The organism is Streptomyces sp. NPDC001093, from assembly GCF_040298985.1.
Classification (GTDB): domain Bacteria; phylum Actinomycetota; class Actinomycetes; order Streptomycetales; family Streptomycetaceae; genus Streptomyces.
The window spans coordinates 1-21,587 of sequence record NZ_JBEPBF010000154.1 but is presented as its reverse complement, the minus strand read 5'-3'; the positions used below and the strand labels follow the sequence as shown (position 1 = coordinate 21,587).

16 protein-coding genes and 1 pseudogene are annotated in these 21,587 nt (G+C 71.5%); 8 read left to right on the top strand and 9 right to left on the bottom strand.

The genetic code is table 11. The annotated features are described in order from the left end of the window. Nucleotides 1-132: 132 nt before the first annotated feature. The gene (locus ABT288_RS43415) at nt 133-1,287 is read right to left on the bottom strand and encodes a PP2C family protein-serine/threonine phosphatase (protein ID WP_351620593.1); all 1,155 of its coding nucleotides are present in this window, start codon (nt 1,285-1,287) and stop codon (nt 133-135) included. A 255-nt stretch (nt 1,288-1,542) separates the two neighbouring features. On the opposite strand from ABT288_RS43415, the gene ABT288_RS43410 reads away from it, so the two are divergent. The 4 genes and pseudogenes from ABT288_RS43410 to ABT288_RS43395 form a co-directional block, all read left to right on the top strand. Further along, on the top strand, nt 1,543-2,238 hold the full coding sequence (locus ABT288_RS43410) for a nucleotidyltransferase family protein (protein ID WP_351620590.1): 696 nt from the start codon (nt 1,543-1,545) through the stop codon (nt 2,236-2,238). Next, complete coding sequence (locus ABT288_RS43405; protein ID WP_351620587.1) at nt 2,235-2,513, top strand: hypothetical protein; 279 nt, start codon at nt 2,235-2,237, stop codon at nt 2,511-2,513. Before ABT288_RS43410 ends, ABT288_RS43405 begins: the two co-directional genes overlap by 4 nt. Continuing rightward, nucleotides 2,510-3,253: a metallophosphoesterase family protein gene (locus ABT288_RS43400; protein ID WP_351620584.1), complete on the top strand. Its 744-nt coding sequence runs from the start codon at nt 2,510-2,512 to the stop codon at nt 3,251-3,253. The genes ABT288_RS43405 and ABT288_RS43400 overlap by 4 nt, the downstream gene beginning before the upstream one ends. 259 nt (nt 3,254-3,512) lie before the next feature. Further along, nucleotides 3,513-3,788 (top strand): annotated as a pseudogene (locus ABT288_RS43395) (DUF6343 family protein); the annotation flags it as partial. A 285-nt stretch (nt 3,789-4,073) separates the two neighbouring features. On the opposite strand, the gene ABT288_RS43390 reads toward ABT288_RS43395, so the two are convergent. Continuing rightward, a complete protein-coding gene (locus tag ABT288_RS43390) occupies nt 4,074-5,063 on the bottom strand; it encodes an aldo/keto reductase (protein WP_351620582.1) in 990 nt (329 codons plus the stop codon). Between the two features lie 283 nt (nt 5,064-5,346). Beyond that, a complete protein-coding gene (locus ABT288_RS43385; RefSeq protein WP_351620579.1) occupies nt 5,347-5,484 on the bottom strand; it encodes a hypothetical protein in 138 nt (45 codons plus the stop codon). A gap of 533 nt (nt 5,485-6,017) precedes the next feature. Between ABT288_RS43385 and ABT288_RS43380 the strand changes: the two genes are divergently transcribed. Together ABT288_RS43380 and ABT288_RS43375 are read left to right on the top strand one after the other, a co-directional pair. Beyond that, entirely contained in the window at nt 6,018-6,917 is a 900-nt protein-coding gene (locus ABT288_RS43380) for a hypothetical protein (RefSeq protein ID WP_351620577.1), read from the top strand. 159 nt (nt 6,918-7,076) lie between these two features. Beyond that, complete coding sequence (locus ABT288_RS43375) at nt 7,077-10,451, top strand: pyruvate carboxylase (RefSeq protein WP_351620574.1); 3,375 nt, start codon at nt 7,077-7,079, stop codon at nt 10,449-10,451. Nucleotides 10,452-10,484: 33 nt separating this feature from the next. On the opposite strand, the gene ABT288_RS43370 is transcribed toward ABT288_RS43375, so the two are convergent. From ABT288_RS43370 to ABT288_RS43355, 4 genes are all read right to left on the bottom strand, one after another. Then, a complete protein-coding gene (locus ABT288_RS43370) occupies nt 10,485-10,937 on the bottom strand; it encodes a hypothetical protein (protein WP_351620571.1) in 453 nt (150 codons plus the stop codon). A gap of 94 nt (nt 10,938-11,031) precedes the next feature. Further along, nucleotides 11,032-11,808 carry a polysaccharide lyase family 7 protein gene (locus ABT288_RS43365; protein ID WP_351620568.1) on the bottom strand — a complete coding sequence of 259 codons (777 nt, stop codon included), beginning with the start codon at nt 11,806-11,808 and terminating at the stop codon, nt 11,032-11,034. A gap of 137 nt (nt 11,809-11,945) precedes the next feature. After that, entirely contained in the window at nt 11,946-13,154 is a 1,209-nt protein-coding gene (locus ABT288_RS43360; RefSeq protein ID WP_351620565.1) for a carbohydrate-binding protein, read from the bottom strand. Nucleotides 13,155-13,284: 130 nt separating this feature from the next. After that, nucleotides 13,285-15,933 carry a glycoside hydrolase family 31 protein gene (locus tag ABT288_RS43355; protein WP_502972973.1) on the bottom strand — a complete coding sequence of 883 codons (2,649 nt, stop codon included), beginning with the start codon at nt 15,931-15,933 and terminating at the stop codon, nt 13,285-13,287. Nucleotides 15,934-16,484: 551 nt separating this feature from the next. Between ABT288_RS43355 and ABT288_RS43350 the strand changes: the two genes are divergently transcribed. Both ABT288_RS43350 and ABT288_RS43345 read left to right on the top strand, forming a co-directional pair. Beyond that, nucleotides 16,485-17,609, top strand: a complete 1,125-nt coding sequence (locus tag ABT288_RS43350) for a GNAT family N-acetyltransferase (RefSeq protein WP_351620562.1) — start codon at nt 16,485-16,487, stop codon at nt 17,607-17,609. Nucleotides 17,610-17,715: 106 nt separating this feature from the next. Continuing rightward, nucleotides 17,716-20,355: a WD40/YVTN/BNR-like repeat-containing protein gene (locus ABT288_RS43345; RefSeq protein WP_351620559.1), complete on the top strand. Its 2,640-nt coding sequence runs from the start codon at nt 17,716-17,718 to the stop codon at nt 20,353-20,355. 117 nt (nt 20,356-20,472) lie between these two features. Here the strand turns inward: ABT288_RS43345 and ABT288_RS43340 are convergent, their stop codons facing one another. Together ABT288_RS43340 and ABT288_RS43335 are read right to left on the bottom strand one after the other, a co-directional pair. Next, entirely contained in the window at nt 20,473-21,240 is a 768-nt protein-coding gene (locus ABT288_RS43340; protein ID WP_351620556.1) for an ABC transporter ATP-binding protein, read from the bottom strand. A 3-nt stretch (nt 21,241-21,243) separates the two neighbouring features. After that, nucleotides 21,244-21,587: thiamine pyrophosphate-dependent enzyme (locus ABT288_RS43335; RefSeq protein WP_351620553.1), on the bottom strand; the 344-nt coding region annotated here is incomplete at its 5' end.

Sequence of the window (21,587 nt, the reverse complement as noted above, 5' to 3'; positions counted from 1 at the left end):
CCGCCCCACTCGGGGCGGGGCCGCACGCCCGTCCGACAGCAGGGGCCGTGCAGCGCGCGTGCGCCTCGGCCACCATCGCCGCGTCGGAGGCACCCGTGGAGCCGCACCGGGGTGACCCCGATGGCCCCTTCCTCAGCCGTGCCGGAGGCTGTCCGCGTCGGCGGCCCGGCCATGGTGGTGGCGGCGGCGGTCGACGGCCGTGCGGTGCAGCGCGATCAGCGCGGCGTCGTCGCCCAGCCGGCCGCCCACATGGGTGAGCAGATCGCGCCGCACGTGGTGCATCAGCGCCTCGGGGCTGTCGTCGGTCCAGCGCACGACCCGCTCGGTGAGCGGATAGAACCGGCCGCGGGCGTCCCGGGCCTCCACCACGCCGTCGGTGTACAGGAGCAGGGTGTCACCGGGCTCGAAGGAGAACACGTCCAGCGTGCGCTCCGTGCTGCTGTGCACCCCGAGCGGCGGGGACGGGTGCAGGCTCGGGACCGTGACGGCGTGGCCGGGGCTCAGCAGCAGCGGCGGCGGATGGCCGCAGCTGGTCATCCGGGTCACCGGATCCCGGTCCGGGATCTCCACCAGCAGCGCCGTGGCGAACCGCTCGCCCGCCTCCTCCGGCGGGTCCAGTTCCTCCGCGTAACGGGTGACACTCTGCTCCAGCTGGGCGGCCAGCTCGGCGAGCGTCATGTGCCGGTGCGCGCTCTCCCGGAACGCGCCGAGCAGCAGCGCCGCCTCGCCGATGGCGGACAGGCCCTTGCCGCGCACATCACCGATCAGGACCCGTACCGAGCCGTCGCACCGGGTCGCCGCGTACAGGTCGCCGCCGATCTGTGCCTCGTCCTCCGCCGCCAGATACAGCGAGGCGATCCGCAGCGGGCCGATCTGCTCGGGCAGCGGCCACATCAGCACGTGCTGCGCGGCCTCGGCGACCGTGCGGACCTGGGCCAGCTGGGCCTGACGGCGCTCCCGCAGGGCGCTGTAGATCACCAGCATCACCGTCAGCACCGCGAGGGTGATGATCTGCACGATGTGGTTCATGGTGCCGATCCCGCCGTGGGTGAAGCCGATGAGGACCTGTGCGGCCAGCGCCAGCCCCCCGACGGCCGCCGTGGTCCGGGGCCCTGCGAAGGAAGGGGTGATCGCGGGCGCGATCACCAGGGCCGGGCCGAGGTGGACGCTGGTGGGGGCACGCATGTCCACCATCGTGATCACCACGATGAGCAGGATCGGGAGCAGCAGCAGAGCGTGTGCCGACTGCCACGGCTGCCGCGGACCCGCACTGAGCCGGGGCCTCATTCCTACAGGGTGCGCCTGTGCGGGACGCGATGCACGTGAGTACCGCCGCGGGGCCGGTGACACGGCAGCCGGCGGAGCGGTACGGGGGCGAGGCCCGCGCGTGCTGCCCGGGCACTCCGCCGCAGGTCGGGACGGGCGGGCCGCCGAGAACCGGCGGGCCGTACGCCGTGTCGGTGCGATCGCGCCGGGTACCCGTACGACCCCCGGGTCCGAACCGGCCGACCCGGGCGTGCCGGGGCCGCGAACGGAGATGCCATGACGCACAACGGGGAGGGCACCGCCCCACTCCGGCGACCGGAGGTCACCGAGCTCCGCCTCGCCGGGGGCGGACCGGACCAGCCCGTCGCGCCGTCACCGGGACACCCGGGGCAGCCGGAGCTGCCGCAGGACCGCAGCCAGGCGATCCTGGAGGCCACCAAGGAGATCGGCGCCCTGCTCAAACGCGCCGGCCACCCCTTCGCGCTCGCCGGCAGCGTGGCCGTCTACGCCCACGGCGGCAGCCGTTACCTCCAGCACGATGCCGACTTCTGCGTGCTCTCCGACGACGCCGAGGCGGTGGTGGCCACCCTGCGCGAGGCCGGCCTCCCCATCCGGACCCCGCCCGAGGACTGGCTGCTGAAGACCACCTGCCGCGGGCAGAACGTCGACATCATCTTCTCCCTCGCGCACCAGCCCGTCACCAAGGACATGCTGGAACGCGCCCATGTCCTGCCGGTCGACTCGGTGCTGATGCCCGTCCTCTCCCCGACCGACCTGATCCACAGCCTGATCAGCGCCTTCTCGGAGCACTACTGCGATTTCGGGGCCGTCCTGCCGGTGGCCCGCGCCGTGCGCGAGAAGGTCGACTGGGACGAGCTCCGGGCGGCCTGCGGCGACCAGCCCATGCCGGCTGCCTTCCTCTTCCTCCTCGAACGGCTGAACGTGATCGACCCCCAGGAGGGGCAGCCATGACCGACACGAGCCCGCCGCCCCCGTCGGCGGCCGGCAACCTGGACTACCGCGTCGCGCACCTCGCCGAACGTCTGGCCACCGGGGACCTCGGAGAACTCGGCGTACGGCTGGAACTGCGCGGCGACGCCATCCTGCTGACCGGCACCGTGCCGTCCAGCCAGTGCCGGGACGACATCTGCCACATGGCCCGCGAGGAGCTGGCGGGGCACCCCGTCCACTGCGACATCCTCATCGCCGGGACCTCCTCGCCCGACCACGGAGAGGACCTGACATGATCCGCGTCGCGGCCGTAGGGGACATCCACATGGCGCCCGAGAGCCAGGGCACGCTGCGTCCCTCCTTCGAGACGCTGCCCCGGTGCGCCGACGTCCTGCTGCTCGCCGGGGACCTCACCCGGCACGGCACGACCGAGGAGGCCGCCGTCGTCGCACGGGAGATCAAGGACCTCGGGGTGCCGGTCGTCGCCGTCCTGGGCAACCACGACCACCATGACGAACGGCCCGAAGAAGTCGCCGCGACCCTGCGCGAGGCGGGCGCCTACGTCCTGGAGGGCCAGGCCGCCGTCGTCACCGCCGGCGAGGCCCGGATCGGGGTCGCCGGGACGAAGGGCTTCGGCGGGGGATTCGTCGGACGCTGCGCCGGGGAGTTCGGCGAACCCCTCATGAAGGAGTTCGTCCGCTACAGCCGCCAGTGCGCCGATGGCCTGCAAAGTGCCCTGAAGGACCTGGCCGACCGGAACTGCGACGTGCGGATCGCCCTGACGCACTTCTCACCCGTGCCGGACACCCTGGCCGGGGAGCCGGCCGAGATCTACCCGTTCCTCGGCAGCTATCTGCTCGCGGAGGCCATCGACACCGCGGGCGCCGACCTCGCCGTGCACGGCCACGCCCACGCCGGCACCGAGCACGGCATGACCAGCGGCGGCGTCCGCGTACGGAACGTCGCCCAGCCGGTCATCGGACAGGCCTTCCACGTGTACAACCTGCCGGGCCACGGGGAGCACACACAGGGGTGAGCCCACGGGCGGCTGAGGCGGCCGGACGGCGCGGTGCCGCGCTGTGCACGATGACACCCACACCGGGGCAGCATCCGTCGGACCGGCGGCGCCGCAGGGCACGAACCTCCGGCCGAGCAGGCGGTGAAGGGGCCAAAGGCCGTTTCCCGTACGTCACTTGAGCCGCGCGTGCCCTTCCTCACCGCCACCGGTTTGCCGGGCGCCGGTCCTGGCTACGCGGTCGGCAGCAGACCGTGAAGCCCCGCCGAAGGAGGCCGTTATGCACGACGAGCGCCGCGGCCGCACGGTCGTGCCGGACTCCCGGTCGCGCTCCGGAGCGTTCGGTCACCGTTTCCCGCGCACCGGCACCGAACCGGCCACCGCACGCAGCGCCCTGCGGCTGCGCCAGTTGCTGTCCGCCGTCTTCCTGCCGCTGTTCGCCGCGGCGACGGCCGGCTTCGCCATCTGGGCGGCGCGCTCCGGTCCGGGCGACAGCCCTGGCGGCGGCCCGCTGACCGTCCTCGCGGTGGTGTGCGGTGTCCTCGCACTGGCGGCGGCGCTGGATCTCGCGGTGGTCACGGGACGGAGGCGGCGAGAACGGCACACGGACCCCGCAGAGCCCCGCCCCCACCCCAGAACCGGACCCCACAGAGCCCTCCTCCCGCCGCAATCGCCGGGAGGAGGGCGCGGTCGGCGCCCAGCTCGCGCAGGGGCCGCTTCCAGTTCCTCGCCCCCGAGACCACCGACCTGGACCTCGCGACGGCAGCCCGCACCGCCACGCGCCCCGGCATCGGTGAGTGCGCGAGACGCCGCACGTGCAGCATCCCGTAAGGGGCGGCGCTCACCGATTGACGGCCCTCATCCCGGCCTCGTCATACCGCTCACCCGCCGCCGCAGGCAGCTCCGCGTCGATGCGGGCCAGATCGTCCTTGGTCAGCTCGATACCGACCGCACCGGCGTTCTGCTCCAGGTAGCTGCGGCGCTTGGTGCCGGGGATCGGCACCAGGTCCTCGCCCTGGGCCAGTACCCACGCGATGGCCAGCTGGGCCGGCGTCACGTCCTTCTCGGCGGCGATCTCCTTCACCTTGGCCGCCAGCCGCAGGTTCGCCTCCAGGTTGGCGTCCGTGAAGCGCGGGTTGTTGCGGCGGAAGTCGTTCTCGTCCAGCTCGTCCGGCGAGGTGAAGCGGCCCGCGAGGAAACCACGGCCGAGCGGGGAGTACGGCACGAAGCCGATGCCCAGCTCCCGGCAGGCCGGCAGCACCTCGGCCTCCACGTCCCGCGTCCACAGCGAGTACTCGCTCTGCACGGCGGTGATCGGGTGCACGGCGTGTGCCCGCCGGATGGTCTCCGCGCTCGCCTCGCTCAGCCCGATGTGCCGCACCTTGCCCTCGGCGACCAGCTCGCCGAGCGCGCCGACGGTCTCCTCGATGGGCACGTTCGGGTCGACCCGGTGCTGGTAGTACAGGTCGATGTGGTCGGTGCCCAGCCGCGTCAGCGATCCGTGGACCGAGCTGCGCACGTGCTCGGCGGAGCCGTCCTGCCGGCCGACGGTGCTCATGTCGCCCGGCACGGCGTCGTCCATCCGGTAGTTGAACTTGGTCGCGAGCACATACTCGTCGCGGTGCCCGCGGATCGCCTCGCCGACCAGTGACTCGTTGGTCAGCGGGCCGTACACCTGCGCGGTGTCGAGGAAGTTGACGCCCAGTTCGAGGGCCCGGCGGATGGTCGCGATGCCCTCCTCCCGGTCGGCGGAGCCGTAGAAGGCGGACATGCCCATGCATCCGAGGCCGATGGCCGATACCTGGAGGTCCCGCAGACTGCGCTTCTGCATGTGATGTCCCAGCCTTTCCTGCACATTCGACGGTCGTTTCGTACGGCGCACGGGTCGGTGCCCTCGCGTGCCGTACGTCTGCGACGCTACGAGTTGGAGCGCTCTCCAAGTCAAGCAACGCTCCGGGCCCGGCCAGGAATGCAGCCGCACCGGCAGCTCGAACTGGTCGTTCTGGCCGGAGGGCACGAGGGCGCGCTGCTCCGGACGGGTGCAGAGGTTCACGACGGGCGCGACCGTCCGCTGCATGGTGGAGGCGATCTCCTCCGGCCGAGGTGACGCGAGATCAGAGGGCGGGCACGGCGAGGTGGATGTCCGACAGCCGGTCCGGGACGTCCTCGATGCCGGTCGCCGTGGCCGAAGGAGAAGCGCGCGTTGTTGCCGCCGTCCCGGCCCTGCCGAGCCGTGATGAACTGGCCGTCATCACAGGGGAGTTCGTGAGGGCGGCTCCGGCACCGCGGGCACGGGCGCCCCGCCGAGCCGTTGAAGGGGCCTGCTTTGGAGGACGGATCCGAGGGGGCGGAGGTTGCCTCTGAGGCCCGGATTCCGCCGATTCGGACCTGTGGGTCTTCCCACACCCCCACGCATCCGCAAAGGATCTTGACGACCGCCTCCCGGCTCGCTGAACTGTCACCGATCGGGTCTCACCACCACAGAGACCCACACCGGGGGAGGGACCGGGCGCATGTCGGAACGACAGCGGCGCAAGCAGCAGGTGACGATGACGCATGTCGTGATCGCACTCACCAGAACCGAGGCACGCACCGGCGGCTGAACGCGCGGGCGCCGCGACCCGCACGCGGGGGTGGGCCGGCCGGGAGAGATCCGTACATCTATACGATGGCGGCCGATACGGGTGGATGACCGAAAAACACCCCGCGGCCGGAATACCGGGATCGGGGTGAAGGGGGCGATGCACATGACGGGGGAGCCGAAGGCGATGGGCTGCCGTGCCTCATGACGACTGAAGCGCGCACAGAGTGGTGCCGCGCACTGCTCGCACGGCTGGTCCGGTTCACCGGGCGCACGCTGCGGGGCGAGTGGCACGCCATCGTCGTCGAACCGGTACGGCGCCTCACGCGGCGCGGACTGTCCGGGCTGCTGCTGGGGTTCGTCGCCGCGTTCGGCGTCATCTTCTTCCACGCGATCGCCCAGCACCCGCTCGGCGCGGTGTGGGTGACCCGGCTGGGCGGCGTCAGGGCCGACCTGCCGCTGTGGCTGTCGCTGCTGCGCACACCCGTGTCGCTGTACGTCCCGGCGCTCGATCTGCCGGTGTGGGCGGGCATCACCCAGCTGTTCCTCGCCTTCGCCTGGGCCGAACTGGCCCTGGGCCGGGCCCGGACGCTGGCGATCTCCTACGCCACCACCCTGGCCGGCACGCTCACCGCGCGCGTGATGATCGCGCTGGGTCCCGGCTGGGGCGGCTTCGGGCTGCCGCACCAGTACGCCGAGGTGCTCGACACCGGACCGTCCGCGGCCGTCGTCGGTCTGTTCACCTATCTCTCGGTGGTGAAACGGGCGCCCGTGGTGTTCACCCTGACCGGCGGCTCGATGGTGTGGGAGTCCATCGCCGTACCCAACCTGGCCGGCCGCGAGCACCTGATCGCGGTGGCCTCGGCGATCGTCCTCGGCCTGCTGCACGGCCGCCGTGCACGACTGCGGAACCTTCTGCGGGCCGTTCCGCGGTCCCTGCTGCCCGTCCGTGACCGCGGACCCGCGCCCACGGAACCACCCACGGTCCCCGTCCCCGCCCCCGCACCGCCCCGGACCGTGCCCGTGCCGGCGAGCGTCGAACGGCCGCGGACCGGGGCGCAGGAACGGTCGCAGGACACGGCGATGACCTCCCTGGAGTGCTGATCGAACCCTGCTCGTGCCTGTGGCGCCGCCCACCCCGTCAATGTGATGGTTTTCGCACGTCGACACGAGCGGCCACCCCCTAAGGTTGCCGCGAGGTACGGCAGGGCGTGGCTGACACCATGGTGTTCGTCGCCGACAGGCAGCTGAAGGGAATCCAGGATGTTCCGCAAGGTGCTGGTCGCCAACCGTGGAGAGATCGCGATCCGCGCGTTCCGGGCGGGCTACGAACTCGGCGCGCGCACCGTCGCCGTGTTCCCGCACGAGGACCGCAACTCGCTGCACCGGCTGAAGGCCGACGAGGCGTACGAGATCGGAGAACCCGGGCATCCTGTGCGGGCATATCTGTCCGTCGAGGAGATCGTGGGCGCCGCCCGCCGGGCCGGCGCCGACGCCGTCTACCCGGGCTACGGCTTCCTGTCCGAGAACCCCGAACTCGCGCGCGCCTGCGAGGAGGCGGGCGTCACCTTCGTCGGCCCGAGCGCGGCCACCCTGGAGCTGACCGGCAACAAGGCCCGCGCCGTCGCCGCCGCCCGGGCCGCCGGCGTACCCGTGCTCGGCTCCTCCCAGCCCTCCACCGACGTGGACGAACTGGTGCGCGCCGCCGAGGAGATCGGCTTCCCCGTCTTCGTCAAGGCCGTCGCGGGCGGCGGCGGGCGCGGCATGCGCCGGGTGGAGGACCCGGCCCAGCTGCGCGAGTCCATCGAGGCCGCGTCCCGGGAGGCCGATGCCGCGTTCGGCGATCCGACCGTCTTCCTGGAGAAGGCCGTCGTCGACCCGCGCCACATCGAGGTGCAGATCCTCGCCGACGGCGAGGGCAACGTCATCCACCTCTACGAGCGCGACTGCTCGCTCCAGCGCCGCCACCAGAAGGTCGTCGAGCTGGCTCCCGCCCCCAACCTCGACCCCGAGGTGCGGGAGCGGATCTGCGCCGACGCGGTGCGCTTCGCCCGCGAGATCGGCTACCGCAACGCGGGGACCGTCGAGTTCCTCCTCGACCCCGCCGGCAACCACGTCTTCATCGAGATGAACCCGCGCATCCAGGTCGAGCACACCGTGACCGAGGAAGTCACGGACGTGGACCTGGTCCAGGCCCAGCTGCGGATCGCCTCCGGCGAGACCCTCGCCGACCTCGGCCTCGCCCAGGACACCATCACCCTCCGCGGCGCCGCCCTGCAGTGCCGTATCACCACCGAGGACCCCGCCAACGGCTTCCGCCCGGACACCGGCCGGATCAGCGCCTACCGCTCCCCGGGCGGCTCCGGCATCCGCCTGGACGGCGGAACCACCCACGCCGGTACGGAGATCAGCGCGCACTTCGACTCGATGCTGGTCAAACTCACCTGCCGCGGCCGGGACTTCAAGGCGGCCGTCGGACGCGCCCGGCGTGCCGTGGCCGAGTTCCGCATCCGCGGTGTGGCCACCAACATCCCCTTCCTGCAGGCCGTCCTGGACGACCCGGACTTCCAGGCGGGCCGGGTCACCACCTCCTTCATCGAGCAGCGCCCCCACCTGCTCACCGCCCGCTCCTCCGCGGACCGCGGCACCAAGCTGCTCACCTACCTCGCGGACGTGACCGTCAACAAGCCGCACGGCGAACGCCCGGACCTGCTCGACCCGGTCACCAAGCTGCCGCCGCTGCCGGCCGGCGAGCCGCCCGCCGGCTCCCGCCAGCTGCTGGTCGACCTCGGCCCCGAGGGCTTCGCCCGCCGGCTGCGTGAGTCGCCGACGATCGGTGTCACCGACACCACCTTCCGCGACGCCCACCAGTCCCTGCTCGCCACCCGCGTGCGCACCAAGGACCTCCTCGCCGTCGCCCCGGTCGTCGCCCGCACCCTGCCGCAGCTGCTCTCCCTGGAGTGCTGGGGCGGCGCCACCTACGACGTCGCCCTGCGCTTCCTCGCCGAGGACCCCTGGGAGCGGCTGGCCGCCCTGCGCGAGGCGGTGCCCAACATCTGCCTGCAGATGCTGCTGCGCGGCCGCAACACCGTCGGCTACACGCCGTACCCGACCGAGGTGACCGACGCCTTCGTGGAGGAGGCCGCAGCCACCGGCATCGACATCTTCCGGATCTTCGACGCCCTCAACGACGTCGGCCAGATGCGCCCCGCCATCGACGCCGTACGGGAGACCGGCACGGCGATCGCCGAGGTCGCCCTCTGCTACACCGCCGACCTCAACGACCCCGCCGAGCGGCTGTACACGCTCGACTACTACCTGCGGCTGGCCGAGCAGATCGTCGAGGCCGGCGCGCACGTCCTCGCGGTCAAGGACATGGCCGGGCTGCTGCGCGCCCCCGCTGCCGCCAAGCTCGTCTCGGCGCTGCGCCGCGAGTTCGATCTGCCCGTGCATCTGCACACGCACGACACGGCCGGCGGCCAGCTCGCCACCTACCTCGCCGCGATCCAGGCGGGCGCCGACGCCGTGGACGGCGCGGTGGCCTCCATGGCCGGTACGACGTCCCAGCCGTCGCTGTCGGCGCTGGTGGCCGCCACCGACCACTCCGACCGTCCGACCGGGCTCGACCTGCAGGCCGTCGGCGACCTGGAGCCGTACTGGGAGGGCGTGCGGAAGATCTACGCGCCGTTCGAGGCGGGCCTCGCCTCCCCGACCGGGCGCGTCTACCACCACGAGATCCCCGGCGGCCAGCTGTCCAACCTGCGCACCCAGGCCGTCGCCCTCGGCCTCGGTGACCGCTTCGAGGACATCGAGGCCATGTACGCCGCCGCCGACCGGATCCTCGGCCGTCTGGTCAAGGTCACCCCGTCCTCCAAGGTGGTCGGTGATCTCGCCCTGCACCTGGTCGGCGCCGGTGTCTCGCCCGAGGACTTCGAGGAGACGCCCGACCGGTTCGACATCCCGGACTCGGTGATCGGCTTCCTGCGCGGCGAGCTGGGCACCCCGCCCGGCGGCTGGCCCGAGCCGTTCCGCACCAAGGCGCTGCAGGGCCGGACCGCGCCCAAGCCGGCGCCCGAGCTGTCCGCCGAGGACCGCGAGGGTCTCGCCAAGGATCCCCGGGCCACCCTCAACCGGCTGCTGTTCGCGGGCCCGACACGGGAGTTCGACACGCACCGGCAGGCCTTCGGCGACACCAGCGTGCTGGACAGCAAGGCGTTCTTCTACGGCCTGCGCCCGGCCAAGGAGTACGCCGTCGACCTGGAGCCCGGCGTCCGGCTGCTGATCGAGCTGCAGGCGATCGGCGAGGCCGACGAGCGGGGCATGCGCACGGTGATGTCCACGCTCAACGGCCAGCTGCGGCCCATCCAGGTCCGCGACCGCGCCGCGGCCTCGGACGTGCCGGTGACGGAGAAGGCCGACCGCGCCAACCCCGGCCACGTGGCGGCGCCGTTCGCCGGTGTGGTGACCCTGGCGGTGGCCGAGGGCGACGAGGTGGCCGCCGGTGCCACCGTCGCCACCATCGAGGCGATGAAGATGGAGGCCACCATCACCGCGCCGAAGGCGGGCCGGGTGTCCCGGCTGGCCATCAACCGCATCCAGCAGGTGGAGGGTGGCGACCTACTGGTGGAGCTGGCCTGACACGGCGCCCGGCACCTACCCGCTCGCCGGCGCTCAGTCCCAGAGCGGGTAGGTCATGACCTGCTTGAACCCATCGGGCCGGTCATCGGCGTAGGTGAGGGTCATCCGCGTGTAGTGCTGCACGTGCGGATCCTTCTTCCAGGCCTTGGGTTCGTCGAGCCGGACGGTCACCCGGTAGCCGTGGAAGCGGCCGGCCGCGCAGTACGGCTTGCAGTCGTTGACCATGTTCACACCCCTGGCCGTCGCCTCGTCCGGGCTCCACTGCGACCAGTGGAGCCCGATGAGCCGGCTGTTGCCGTCGCCGCAGGCCAGGATGAAGTCGGTGGGGCGGACGTTCTGCTGCCACATGCAGTCGACGAGGACGGGGCGCGGGGTGTCGGCCTTGACGGCCGCTGTCGGCGGACTCGCCGATGCCGGGGTCATGGCCGCCGGCAGAAGGGCGCCCGCTGCGAGGGTGACCGCCGTTGCCCACACTGATCCGCGCATGGTCGCTCCCACCCGTAGTGCTGTGTCCGACCGCGTGCAACCGACGCTACGACCGTACGGCCGATTGCACCAGTCGCGCAGGTCGGGCGGCGTGTCACCCGTGGGCGACGGTCAGGCCGTAGAACGCGACCCGGGCGCCGTTGGTCGTGCTGTCCGAGGAGGACTGGTTGTAGGAGCCGGCCTTGAAGTACTGCTTGTACTGCTGGAACGACGACGGGATGCCGTAGTGGGTGGTGGTGCCGTTGACGGTCAGGTCGACGGTGTTCCCGCCGGATACGGCGATGGTGTAGCTCCACGTCTTGCCGACCGACACGTGCCCCACGGCGTGCGCGGTCTGCCCGCCGGACGGCGAGTTCTCCGTGCCGAGGACGATGTCGCCGTTCGCGTGGTAGTACAGCTCGAGCAGCGGCTTGGTGGAGGAGCCGCCGCTGCCGAGGTGGATCTGCCCGACGCACACGTTCTTCGTCACGGACACCACCCGCAGGGTCGCGCTCATCCGGTGCGAGCCGGACAGCGCCCAGTCGGCGGCGCTGCCGTCGCGGTTCATCTCGCGCAGCTCGGAGCGGGCGTAGTTCGAGTTCGGCGTGGTGACGCCCTTCTCGGGCGCCCAGAAGGTCATCGCCCCGTCACGGGTGTCGGTGTAGAAGTACGCGTCCTGGTAGCCGTTCGGGCCCTGGAGCCGGGACGACGGGATGGTGGTGGGGCTGCCGGGGGAGCCGACGGGCTCCTGCAGCTCCCAGACCGACAGGTCGAAGTTGCCGCCGGGGGCGACCCGCGGGTCGGCGGCGATGGCGCTGGGGCTGCCGAGGAGGGCTAGGGCCAGGGCGAGGCCCGCGGTGGTCGGCGCCGCGAGGAGCCGGGATCGGGTCATGTGGGGGTCCCTTCTGCGAACCGAAGGCCGGACCGGCGGATGCGTTCAGCATGATGAACGCTGAACGCATCCTTGGTCGCTGGTGACCCGAGAAGCTAGAGGTCTGAACCAAACACGTCAAGTGGTCCGGCAGGTGTTCAGCAGGCGCCCTCGTCCTGCCACGGCCCCCATTCCGAGGCGCCCGGCACCTCGTTCTGGGTCCACCACTTGGCCTTCCAGTTGTGCTTGTTGTACGAGACCTCGTTCCCCTGCGTGTACACCGCCGTGGAACTCCACGCGGGCTTGCAGGAGGTGGGCGTCGGCGTGGGGGTCGGTGTCGGTGTGGGGGTGGGCGGGGTGACACCGGCGAACTGCACCGAGTACTTCGCGAAGTCCCAGGAGTTCTGGGTGACGCTGGAGCACGTCCCGGACGTACGGCCGCCGTTGTCCGGCGGGCTGCACTGCCGGTCGCGGTTCAGGGACCAGAACGTGAAGCGGTCCATGTTGTGGCTCGTCGCGTAGTCGAGCACCGTCTGGAAGTCGGCCTGGGTGAAGTACTCGCCCGAGTCGCTGCGGCCGTTCATGCCCGAGAAGCCCTCGTGGGCGTACGCCGTCGCCTGGTCCCAGCCGAAGGTCGACTGCAGGATCGAGTTGAAGTTGGTCAGCGCGCTGGTCTGGCTCGCCGCCCCGCTGAAGCCGCCGTCGAACGGCATGATGGAGAAGTTGTTCGGGGTGAATCCCTGGGACTTGGCCTCCAGCAGCATCTGCTTGCCGAACCAGCCGGTGCCGTCCGCGGTGCCGGCCGTCGTCACCGAGACGTACAGCCCCGGGTTGTTCTGCTGGAGGATCTTGGCCGCGCCGATCTCGTTCCTGATGGCCGCGGTGTTCTCGTACTCCGGCTCCTCCAGGTCGAAGTCGATGGCGTGCAGCCCGTACTTGGTGATGACCTGCTGGTAGGCCGCCGCCGTGGACGCGGCGTCCGCGCAGGCCTGGCCGAGCTTCGTGCCGCCGTAGCCGCCGATGGAGACCGAGACGTCACCGCCCTTGGCGCGGATCGTGCCGATCATCGACTGTACGGCCGTGTCCGAGGAGACGGGCGCGGTCCCGCCCCAAGTGGGCGAGCAGCCGCCGCCGTTGGGGGCGAGGACGAAGGCCAGCTGGAAGGCCTTCAGGCCGGTGGCGTCCATGATGGCGGCCGGGTCCGGCGGGTCGTTGTCCAGCGGCATCAGATAGGGGGCGGCGGCGTACCAGCGGTTGCTCAACGCGCTCGTCGCGCCCGAGGCGCTGTTCGCGACGAGCGCGGTCGTGCCCGCCGCGGCGAACGTGACGGCCGCCGCCGCGCCCAGACATGCCCGAAGACGTCTCACTGCGTGCCTCCAGAGGGTGGGGGTGGGGAGGTCCCCCGGGCGGGGAGCCCCACCCTCCGGGAGCTGTTGCGGTCACGTCAATAAGTTGGACTAGACCAACGCGCTCTTTGGACTAGACCATACGATTCCTTTACCTCCCGTCGACCAGTCGCACCGTGAAGGCCCGGTCCAGTGACAGGCTCGCCGTGGTGACGGTCGTGACGTGCGTGCCGGCGTCGTACGACCAGTCGGAGGCGGGCAGCCGGCGGCCGTTCAGGAGGACCTGGGCGGGCGCCGAGTCGCCGTGCACGGTGAACCGGTATGCACGGGCGTCCACCTTGCCGGCGTAGCCGCCCCTGCTCGCGCCCACCGAGACGGTCGTCCCGCCGTCGTCGGAGTGCAGGGACACCCGCTGGATGGCGGCGGCGCCTTGGGCGAAGTCGCGGGTCACCCCGTCGTCCTCGTAGAGCGTGTAGTGGCTCGTGCCGCGGGCCGCCGGATACAGGTCCCAGTCCAGCTCGTGCCGGTCGCGGGTCTGCCAACTCGTCGTCCCCTTGGGCCACATCGGCACGATCGCTCCCTCGCGCACGAACAGCGGGAGCGTGTCGAGCGGGGCGTGGTAGCCGTTGAGCGTGGTCGGCCCCTGGAAGGTACGGCCGGTCCAGTAGTCCGTCCAGGTGCCCTTCGGCAGGTAGATGCCGTCGCGGGTGTCGGAGTCCTGGTACACCGGCGCGACGAGGAGGTCGGGGCCGGAAAGGAACTCGTACTTCGCCTGGTCGGACAGCGTGTTCGGGTCTTGCGGGTACTCCAGCCACAGCGGACGCACCGCGCCGACACCGGTCTTCGCGGCCTCGGCGGAGAGTGTGTACATGTACGGCAGCAGCCGCTCCTTCAGCTGCAGGTACTTCCTGTTGACGGAGGTGTACGGCTCGCCGTCGAGCCAGGGCTGCTGGTCGGCGGGCTTCTTGGTGGTCAGGTCGGTCGCCCAGCCGTCCATGGTCATGATGGCCGGCAGGAACGCCTTCCACTGCAGATCGCGGGCGTACATCTTGGCGTCGTGGCGGTAGATGCTGCCCACGTCACCGGTGTCGTAGGCGATGCCGGACATGGTGGCCCCGGCGTAGGCCGGGATCTGCCAGCGGATGTAGTCCCAGGACAGCTTCTGGTCGCCGCTCCACAGCACACCACAGCGCTGTGCGCCCGCCCAGGACACCGGCAGCCACACGAAACCGCGCGCGTCGCTGTTGTCCTCGATCCCCTTCTTGGCGGCGTCGCACGCGTCCAGCGCGAACTTGTAGCCGTTGCCGACCCAGGCCACGTCCAGCTTGGCCACCCGCTGGCCCGCCTTGACCTGGTCGGCGAGCTTGTCGATGCCGTCCTGCGTCCACAGGCCGAGCTGGGCGTGGTGGTCCCGCAGGCCCTGTGCGGTCTGTTCCAGGTTCTCGTACCCGCAGCCGTAGCCGTCGTTGACCAGCATCCAGCCGAGCGGCATCTGGTGCTCGGTGTATCCGTCGGCGATCTTCAGCGCGTCCAGGGTGTGCCGCTCGCCGCGGTTGGCGTTGTGCAGATAGCAGTCGGAGTCGCCGGGTTCGAGGCCGTACACCGGGGGCATGAAGGGCCTGCCCACCAACGCCGTGTACTTGCCGATGACCTGCTTGGCGTCACCGAGGAAGTAGTAGGCGTCCAGGCGCCGTTCCTGCTGACCGGTGGTCACCGGCGAGCCGAAGGTGTACACGCCCGGTGCGAAGGTGTTGCGGAAGACGCCGTAGCCCGCGCTGGAGAGGTAGAACGGCTGGGAGTTGTTGTAGCCGCCCTCGTTCCAGTCGAAGCTGTTGGCCACGTACATCGTCTGCCCGCGGTGCGAGAAGCTGCCGTTCTGCTCGCCGCCGCCGAAGTACTGCTCGTCCGCGCCCCGCACCAGGCTCTGCCGCATGCCACCGGTCGACCAGCGCAGCGGCTTGTCCTCCTGCCAGATCCGCGTCCGGTCGTCGGGCCTGTACAGCCCGAAGCGCAGCGGCTGCTTGTACACGCGCAGGACCGCCTGCGGGGAGCGGATGCCGTAGTAGTCGCCCGCGTCGAAGGAGGAGGTGTGCCGCTCGGGGGCGGGCTCCTTGCGCACGATGGCGGTGCCCGCCGGATCGCTGAGCGAGCCGGACGGGTCGGCCTGCAGCCGCAGCCGGCCTCCCGTCAGGAAGTCGGCCTGCGCGGTGAGCTGCCCGGCCCTGATGGTGTACCTGCCGTCGCCGCCCGAGAAGGACGTGAGATCGCCGGCGTCCGTGGTGGCGGGCAGGTACGCGGTGCCCGTGAAGGAGTTGTCGTGCACGTCGTACGGCACGACCACCACGTGGTACGTCCCCGACGCCCGCGGGATCACCGTGGCCTCCGGATCGGCGGTGCCCGCGCTGGACGCCACCTGCGTGCCGTGGTCGTCGTAGACGTACAGGTCGAAGTCGTCGGAGGGCTTCTCCCACTTGACCGCCAGCGGGACGCCGCCCTCGGGGTTGTCGTCCCAGTATCCGTCCGGCACCGAGACGGTGAGGTCGAAGCGGTCGCAGACCTTGTTGTCCGGGTCGGTCGCGGCGTCCGGGCAGCTCTCGGTGCCCCCGCCGGTGCCCTTGGCGTAGACCGGGCTCTGCCAGCTGACGCTGCCGTGGGCGGGGTCGAGCACGGCGCCGGTGGTGGTGGCGGCCCGGGCGGGCACCGGGGCGGCGAGCAGGGTTCCCGCCAGGGCGGTGGCCAGCCCCAGTGGTACCCAGGCGGACCACGGCACACGGTGGCGCAGTCTTCGCGGTCTTTGCACGGCGGAACAGCTCCCCTCGCAGCACTGCGGACTGACTGTTCTTGCTCTTGATGCTCACAAGCGCTCGAAACGAGCGTCAATCGAGCAACTTCAAGCAGGAAGACTCGAGGCTGACGCAGGTTCATGTCAAGACCGCGGGCCGGAGCGCCGCCGTGCGGGCGCCGCCCGCCGTCCGCGCCTCCGGGCACACCGTGCCGGGCAGTGGACGACATGCCGTACCGCCTTTCGTGGTTGGAGCGTGCGCGTACGGCGGGCGAAGTCGGCGCGGGAAGCACCAGACTTGTCACGATGTCGCCGGACCCGTGGCGGATCATCCGTCGCCTGAGGCACCCTTGACAGTGTGCGTACTGTTTCGCGACGTTTGAGCAGTCGCGTGCGGAGGGGATGCGGCGCACATCGGAACCAGTGGGAGGACGCGCTCGGCGCGTCATGGGGGGAGCGGTCGCCCATGCGATCCATGAGCCATGATCCACACGCCTCACACGCCTCACCGGCCTGTGCCGCCTCGGGCACACCGTTCGCGGAGCCTGTGGAAGGGCGGTCGAACTGAGGTGGAGATCACCATCCACAGACCCGGCGAGCTGACGCCCGAACTGCGCCGGGCCTGGCACCGCGCGATGGACGAGTCGCCCGAGTACTCCAATCCCTTCCTCGCACCGGAGTTCGCGATCGGCGTCGGCCGGTACCGGCGCGGGGCCCGGGTGGCGGTCCTGCGCGAGGGCGGGGAGCCCGCCGGGTTCTTCCCGTACGAGCGAGGCCCGTTCGGTGCCGGACGGGCCATCGGGCTCGGACTGTCCGACTGCCAGGCCCTCGTGCACCGGCCGGGGGTCACCTGGAACGCCGGGGAACTGCTGCGGGCCTGCGGGCTCAGCATCTTCGAGTTCGACCATCTCGTCCAGGAACAGCGGCCGTTCGCGCCGCACATCACGGGCACCTTCGCCTCGCCGGTGATCGATGTGAAGCCCGGCGACGGCGGTTACCCGGAGTGGCTGCGCGCCACCTACCCGGGCCTCGCCAAGACCACGCTGAAGAAGGAACGCCGGCTCGGCCGGAACGTCGGCGAGGTGCGGTTCGAGTTCGACGAGCGCGACCCGGAGGTCCTGCGCACGCTCATGCGGTGGAAGTCCGCGCAGTACCGCAGGACCGGCCGCATGGACCGGTTCTCCCGGCCGTGGATCGTCGGCCTGGTCGACCATCTCTTCCGCGTCCGCGAGGAGCACTTCACCGGGGTGCTGTCCGTGCTGTACGCGGGCGACCGGCCGGTCGCCGCCCACTTCGGCCCCCGCTCGAGCACCGTGCTGGCGGCCTGGTTCACCGCCTACGATCCCGAACTGCAGTACTACTCACCGGGGTTGATGATGCACCTGCGGACCGCCGAGGCGGCGGCCCGGCACGGGGTGACCCTCGTGGACCTCGGGCGCGGCGACAAGGAGTACAAGGACTGGCTCAAGACCCGCGAACTGCGGGTCGCCGAGGGCTTCGCGGCCCGTCCGCACCCGGTCGCGCTGGCCCAGCGGCTGTGGCGCAGACCGGTGCGCGGGCTGCGGAACACGGTCAACGCCCATCCGCAGCTGCGCGAGCCGGCCGACCGGCTGCTGAAGACGATGGGCAGGGTGCGCAGTCAGGGCATCGCGGCTTCCCCGGCCGCCCGGAGGAATCGCCTTCCGGAGCGGTAGCTACTGGCAGGTGCTCGTCAAAACTTCACCAAGCGGCGGACGTTTTCACGCCAACGTGATCGGGTCTCCTGCGTCAGCAGTGTCGCTGCACCCTGGGAGGTCCTTGGTGTCCGTACCAACCCACAGAAGACGGTGGTTCACCGTCTGCGCGCTCACCGCGTCCGCCGCACTCGTCGCGATACCCCCGTCCGCCGCCTCGGGCCGGTCGGTGAGCCCCTTCGGTGTCCGGGCCCTGGCCCAACTGGCCAAGGAACGCGAGCAGTCGGTGGGTGCGATGTCCCCGCACGTGGCGGCGGACGGCGACGGCGGCAACGAGGCCGACGAGATCGCCGAGGGCGCGGACCAGTACGCCGAGGCCCGCACCTCGCCCGGTGTCGTCGCGCCGGGCGCGTACGGCGCCGCCTGGCGCGGTCTCGGCAACCTGAAGTCCACGGGCGGCAGTTGGCGCAATATCACCGATCTGCCGTACAACTCCGACGATCCGCGCTACCGCGACATCGACTCCAACTCCAGCGGTGGCGGCGGGAACGTCACCGGCCGCATGGCGGCGGTGGCCGCCGCCGACGACGGTTACGTCTACGCGGGCAGCGCCGGCGGCGGGGTGTGGCGTTCGCGCAGCGGGGGCGGACACTGGCAGCCCATCAGTGACCGGCTGCCCGCCCAGTCCACCGGCGCCCTCGCCCTCGACGGCGCCGGCCGGCTGTGGCTGGGCACGGGTGAGGCCACCACCAACGCCGACGCCTACCTCGGCAGCGGCGTCTACGTCCTCACGCACCCGCACCACGGCACCTTCTCCACGCGCAGCCGGGTCGGCGGCGACGAGCTGGAGAGCACCACCATCCACGAGCTGCGCTTCGGCGGCGACACGGTGTGGGCGGCCACCAGCAAGGGCGTGTGGAGCCACTCCACGAAGCAGCTGAGCGGCCCCTGGAAGCTGGAGTTCGCGCCCAACCCCGACTTCCTGCCGGGTGGCGCGAAGGCCGACGACCCGAACGCCCCGTACAAGAACATCGCCAACGACATCGCCATCGACCCCACGGACCCCTCCAAGGTGGTCCTGGCCGTCGGCTGGCGCAGCGGCGACGACTACAACGGCTTCTACACCAAGGCGGGCGGCGCCTGGACCCGGATCACCAGCGGCCTCGGTGACCTCCCGGCCGACGCCGGCAACGTCGGCAACGTCACCTTCGCCCGCTCCGCCGACGGCTCCCGCTACTACGCCATCGACCAGTCCCCGGAGCAGCTGAGCACCAACCCGGACAGCGGCCTGGAGGGCATCTACGTCTCCAAGTCCGGCTCGCCGACCGGCCCCTGGACGAAGATCGCCGACTACAAGGGCCTGGCCGCCGACAACTCGGCGCTCACCACGGCCGGTTACATGCCCGGCGTCCAGGCCTGGTACAACCAGTTCCTCGCCGTGGACCCGGCCGACCCGCAGCACGTGTACGCGGGCCTGGAGGAGGTCTACGAGACCAAGGACGGCGGCGCCGACTGGTCGACGGTCGGCCCGTACTGGAACTTCACCTTCTCCTGCTGGAGCATCGACCCGGCCAAGCAGACCGGTGACTGCAACCCGACCACCCACTCCGACCAGCACGGTGTGGCGATCGGCCGCTACCACGGCAAGAGCTTCGTCTACGTCGGCAACGACGGCGGCGTCTACAAGCGCCCGGTGAACGGCTCCCAGGACGCCTCCGGCCACGCCACCGACTGGACGTCCCTCAACGACGGCACCATCGACACCCTGCAGTACTACTCCGTCGGCATCGGCAAGGACCTCGACCACGGCGGCCTGTCCGTCACCGGCGGCCTGCAGGACAACGGCCAGTCCATCCTGCGGGGCGACGACAAGGTCATGGGCTCCAACTTCGGCGGCGACGGCGGCGACACCCTCACCGATCCCGCCAACGGCTGCAACATCGCCCAGGAGTACGTCTACCTCGCCGTCCAGGTCACCCAGAACTGCGCCGTGAACGACGGCAGCTGGGCCACCGACCCGAGCAAGGCCACCTCGTACTCCGTCGCCCCGCCCGACAACGCCACCAGCGAGGCCCGCTTCATCGCCCCGCTGGCGGCGGACCTGAAGGACGGCAACACCTGGGTCGCCGGCGGCCGGCACATCTGGGTGCAGACCCACGGCTACGCCATCCGCAGCGGCACGGAGTGGACCAGCGTCCACGACTTCGGCGCCGGCCGGGTCGCGACCGCCGTCGCCGCCTCCGGCGGGAAGATCTACGCCGCCTGGTGCGGCCCCTGCAACAACCAGGGCTTCGCCCGCGGCATCGCCGTCGGCAACGCGGACGGCACCGGCTGGCACGACATCAGCCTGCCCGTCGACGGGACCGTGCCCAACCGCTACCTCAGCGGCTTCGCCGTCGACCCGAAGAACGGCGACCACGTCTTCCTCACCGTCAACGGCTTCTCCCGGCACTGGACCGAGGGCCCCGGCGCGGGCGTCGGCCACGTCTTCGAGTCCACCGACGGCGGCACCACCTGGAAGGACATCTCGGCCAACCTGCCCGACGTGCCCACCAACTCCGCGCTGGTGACGGCGGACGGCGGGCTCGCCGTCGCCACCGACCTCGGTGTCGTCCACCGCGCGCCGGGCCGCACCACCTGGCAGCGGATCGGCAGCCTGCCGGCAGTCGCCGTGCTCCAGCTCAGGACGAGCCCCGACGGCGGCACGCTGTACGCCGCCACGCACGGCCGCGGGATCTACACCGTCAAGGTGTGCGACCTGCGCTGACCGCCCCGGCTGAAGCAGGAGGGGTGACTCCCGGACCCGGGGGTCACCCCTCCTGTGCGTACGGCACGACGCTCACGACGGGGCCGCAGACGGCAGACGCCATATCGCGGCACCTTCTCATCCCGCCCCTCCCGGCGGAGCGCCGCGTACCGCCTTGCCGACCTCGGTGCGCAGTGCCACGAACCCGGGCAGGCTCCGGGTGCTGAGCTGGTCCCGTTCGCGGGGCAGGTCCACCGGCAGGTCGCGGACGACGCGGGAGCCGGGCCCAGGGGAGAGGACCACGACGCGGTCGCCGACGTACACGCTCTCGTCGATGTCGTGGGTGACGAACACGATAGTCGTGTCGTTCGTCCGGTGCACTTCCAGCAGCAGGTCCTCCAGGTCCTCGCGGGTGCCCGCGTCCAGCGAGCCGAACGGCTCGTCCATGAGCAGCAGGGAGGGCCGGCAGACCAGGGCGCGGGCGATGGCGACGCGCTGCTGCATGCCGCCGGACAGCTCGCGGGGATGGCGCCGGGCGACCCCGTGCAGACCGACCCGTTCGAGGATCGTCTCGGCCTCGGCCCGGCGGACGGCGCGGGGAAGGCCCCGGCGGCGCAGCGGCAAAGCCACGTTGTCGCGGACGGTGAGCCAGGGCAGCAGCGAGCGGCCGTACTCCTGGAAGACGACCGCGAGCCGCTCCGGTACGCCGCTCACCGCTGTCCCGTCGACCGTGACGGTGCCCTCCTGCGCGGGCAGCAGCCCGGCGATGGTGCGCAGCAGCGTGGACTTGCCGCAGCCCGAGGGCCCGACCACGCTGAGGAGCTGACCGTCCGGCACGGTGAGGCTGATGCCGTCCAGAACGCGGGTGTCGCCGAAGTGCCGGCTGACGGAGTCGAGGCGCAGCATCCCTCACCCGGCCCAGGGCTCGTACAGGGTGCCCGCGCTGCCGGCGACCCGCAGGTGCAGCAGGAAGGGACCCGAACCGTCGCCCAGGCCGAGGGCGTCGTCCAGCGCGGCCGGCAGCTCGTCGGGGTGTTCGGCGCGGGCCGCGGGGCAGCCGAGGGACTCGGCGAGGGCCGCGAAGTCGATGCCGGTGATGTCCGTGCCGGGGACGGGTGCGATCCCGATCCGGCGGCCCAGCGCGCGGACGGCCGCGTAACCGCCGTTGTCCAGAAGGGCGTAGGTGACCGGAGCCGCATGCCGGGCCGCGCTCCACAGGGCCTGCACCGAGTACAGCGCCGAGCCGTCGCCGA

Coding starts and splice junctions, on each gene's coding strand:
- ABT288_RS43415 (WP_351620593.1), bottom strand. CDS start 1,287: ATGAGGCCCCGGCTCAGTGCGGGTCCGCGGCAGCCGTGGCAGTCGGCA.
- ABT288_RS43410 (WP_351620590.1), top strand. CDS start 1,543: ATGACGCACAACGGGGAGGGCACCGCCCCACTCCGGCGACCGGAGGTC.
- ABT288_RS43405 (WP_351620587.1), top strand. CDS start 2,235: ATGACCGACACGAGCCCGCCGCCCCCGTCGGCGGCCGGCAACCTGGAC.
- ABT288_RS43400 (WP_351620584.1), top strand. CDS start 2,510: ATGATCCGCGTCGCGGCCGTAGGGGACATCCACATGGCGCCCGAGAGC.
- ABT288_RS43390 (WP_351620582.1), bottom strand. CDS start 5,063: ATGCAGAAGCGCAGTCTGCGGGACCTCCAGGTATCGGCCATCGGCCTC.
- ABT288_RS43385 (WP_351620579.1), bottom strand. CDS start 5,484: ATGACGGCCAGTTCATCACGGCTCGGCAGGGCCGGGACGGCGGCAACA.
- ABT288_RS43380 (WP_351620577.1), top strand. CDS start 6,018: ATGACGACTGAAGCGCGCACAGAGTGGTGCCGCGCACTGCTCGCACGG.
- ABT288_RS43375 (WP_351620574.1), top strand. CDS start 7,077: ATGTTCCGCAAGGTGCTGGTCGCCAACCGTGGAGAGATCGCGATCCGC.
- ABT288_RS43370 (WP_351620571.1), bottom strand. CDS start 10,937: ATGCGCGGATCAGTGTGGGCAACGGCGGTCACCCTCGCAGCGGGCGCC.
- ABT288_RS43365 (WP_351620568.1), bottom strand. CDS start 11,808: ATGACCCGATCCCGGCTCCTCGCGGCGCCGACCACCGCGGGCCTCGCC.
- ABT288_RS43340 (WP_351620556.1), bottom strand. CDS start 21,240: ATGCTGCGCCTCGACTCCGTCAGCCGGCACTTCGGCGACACCCGCGTT.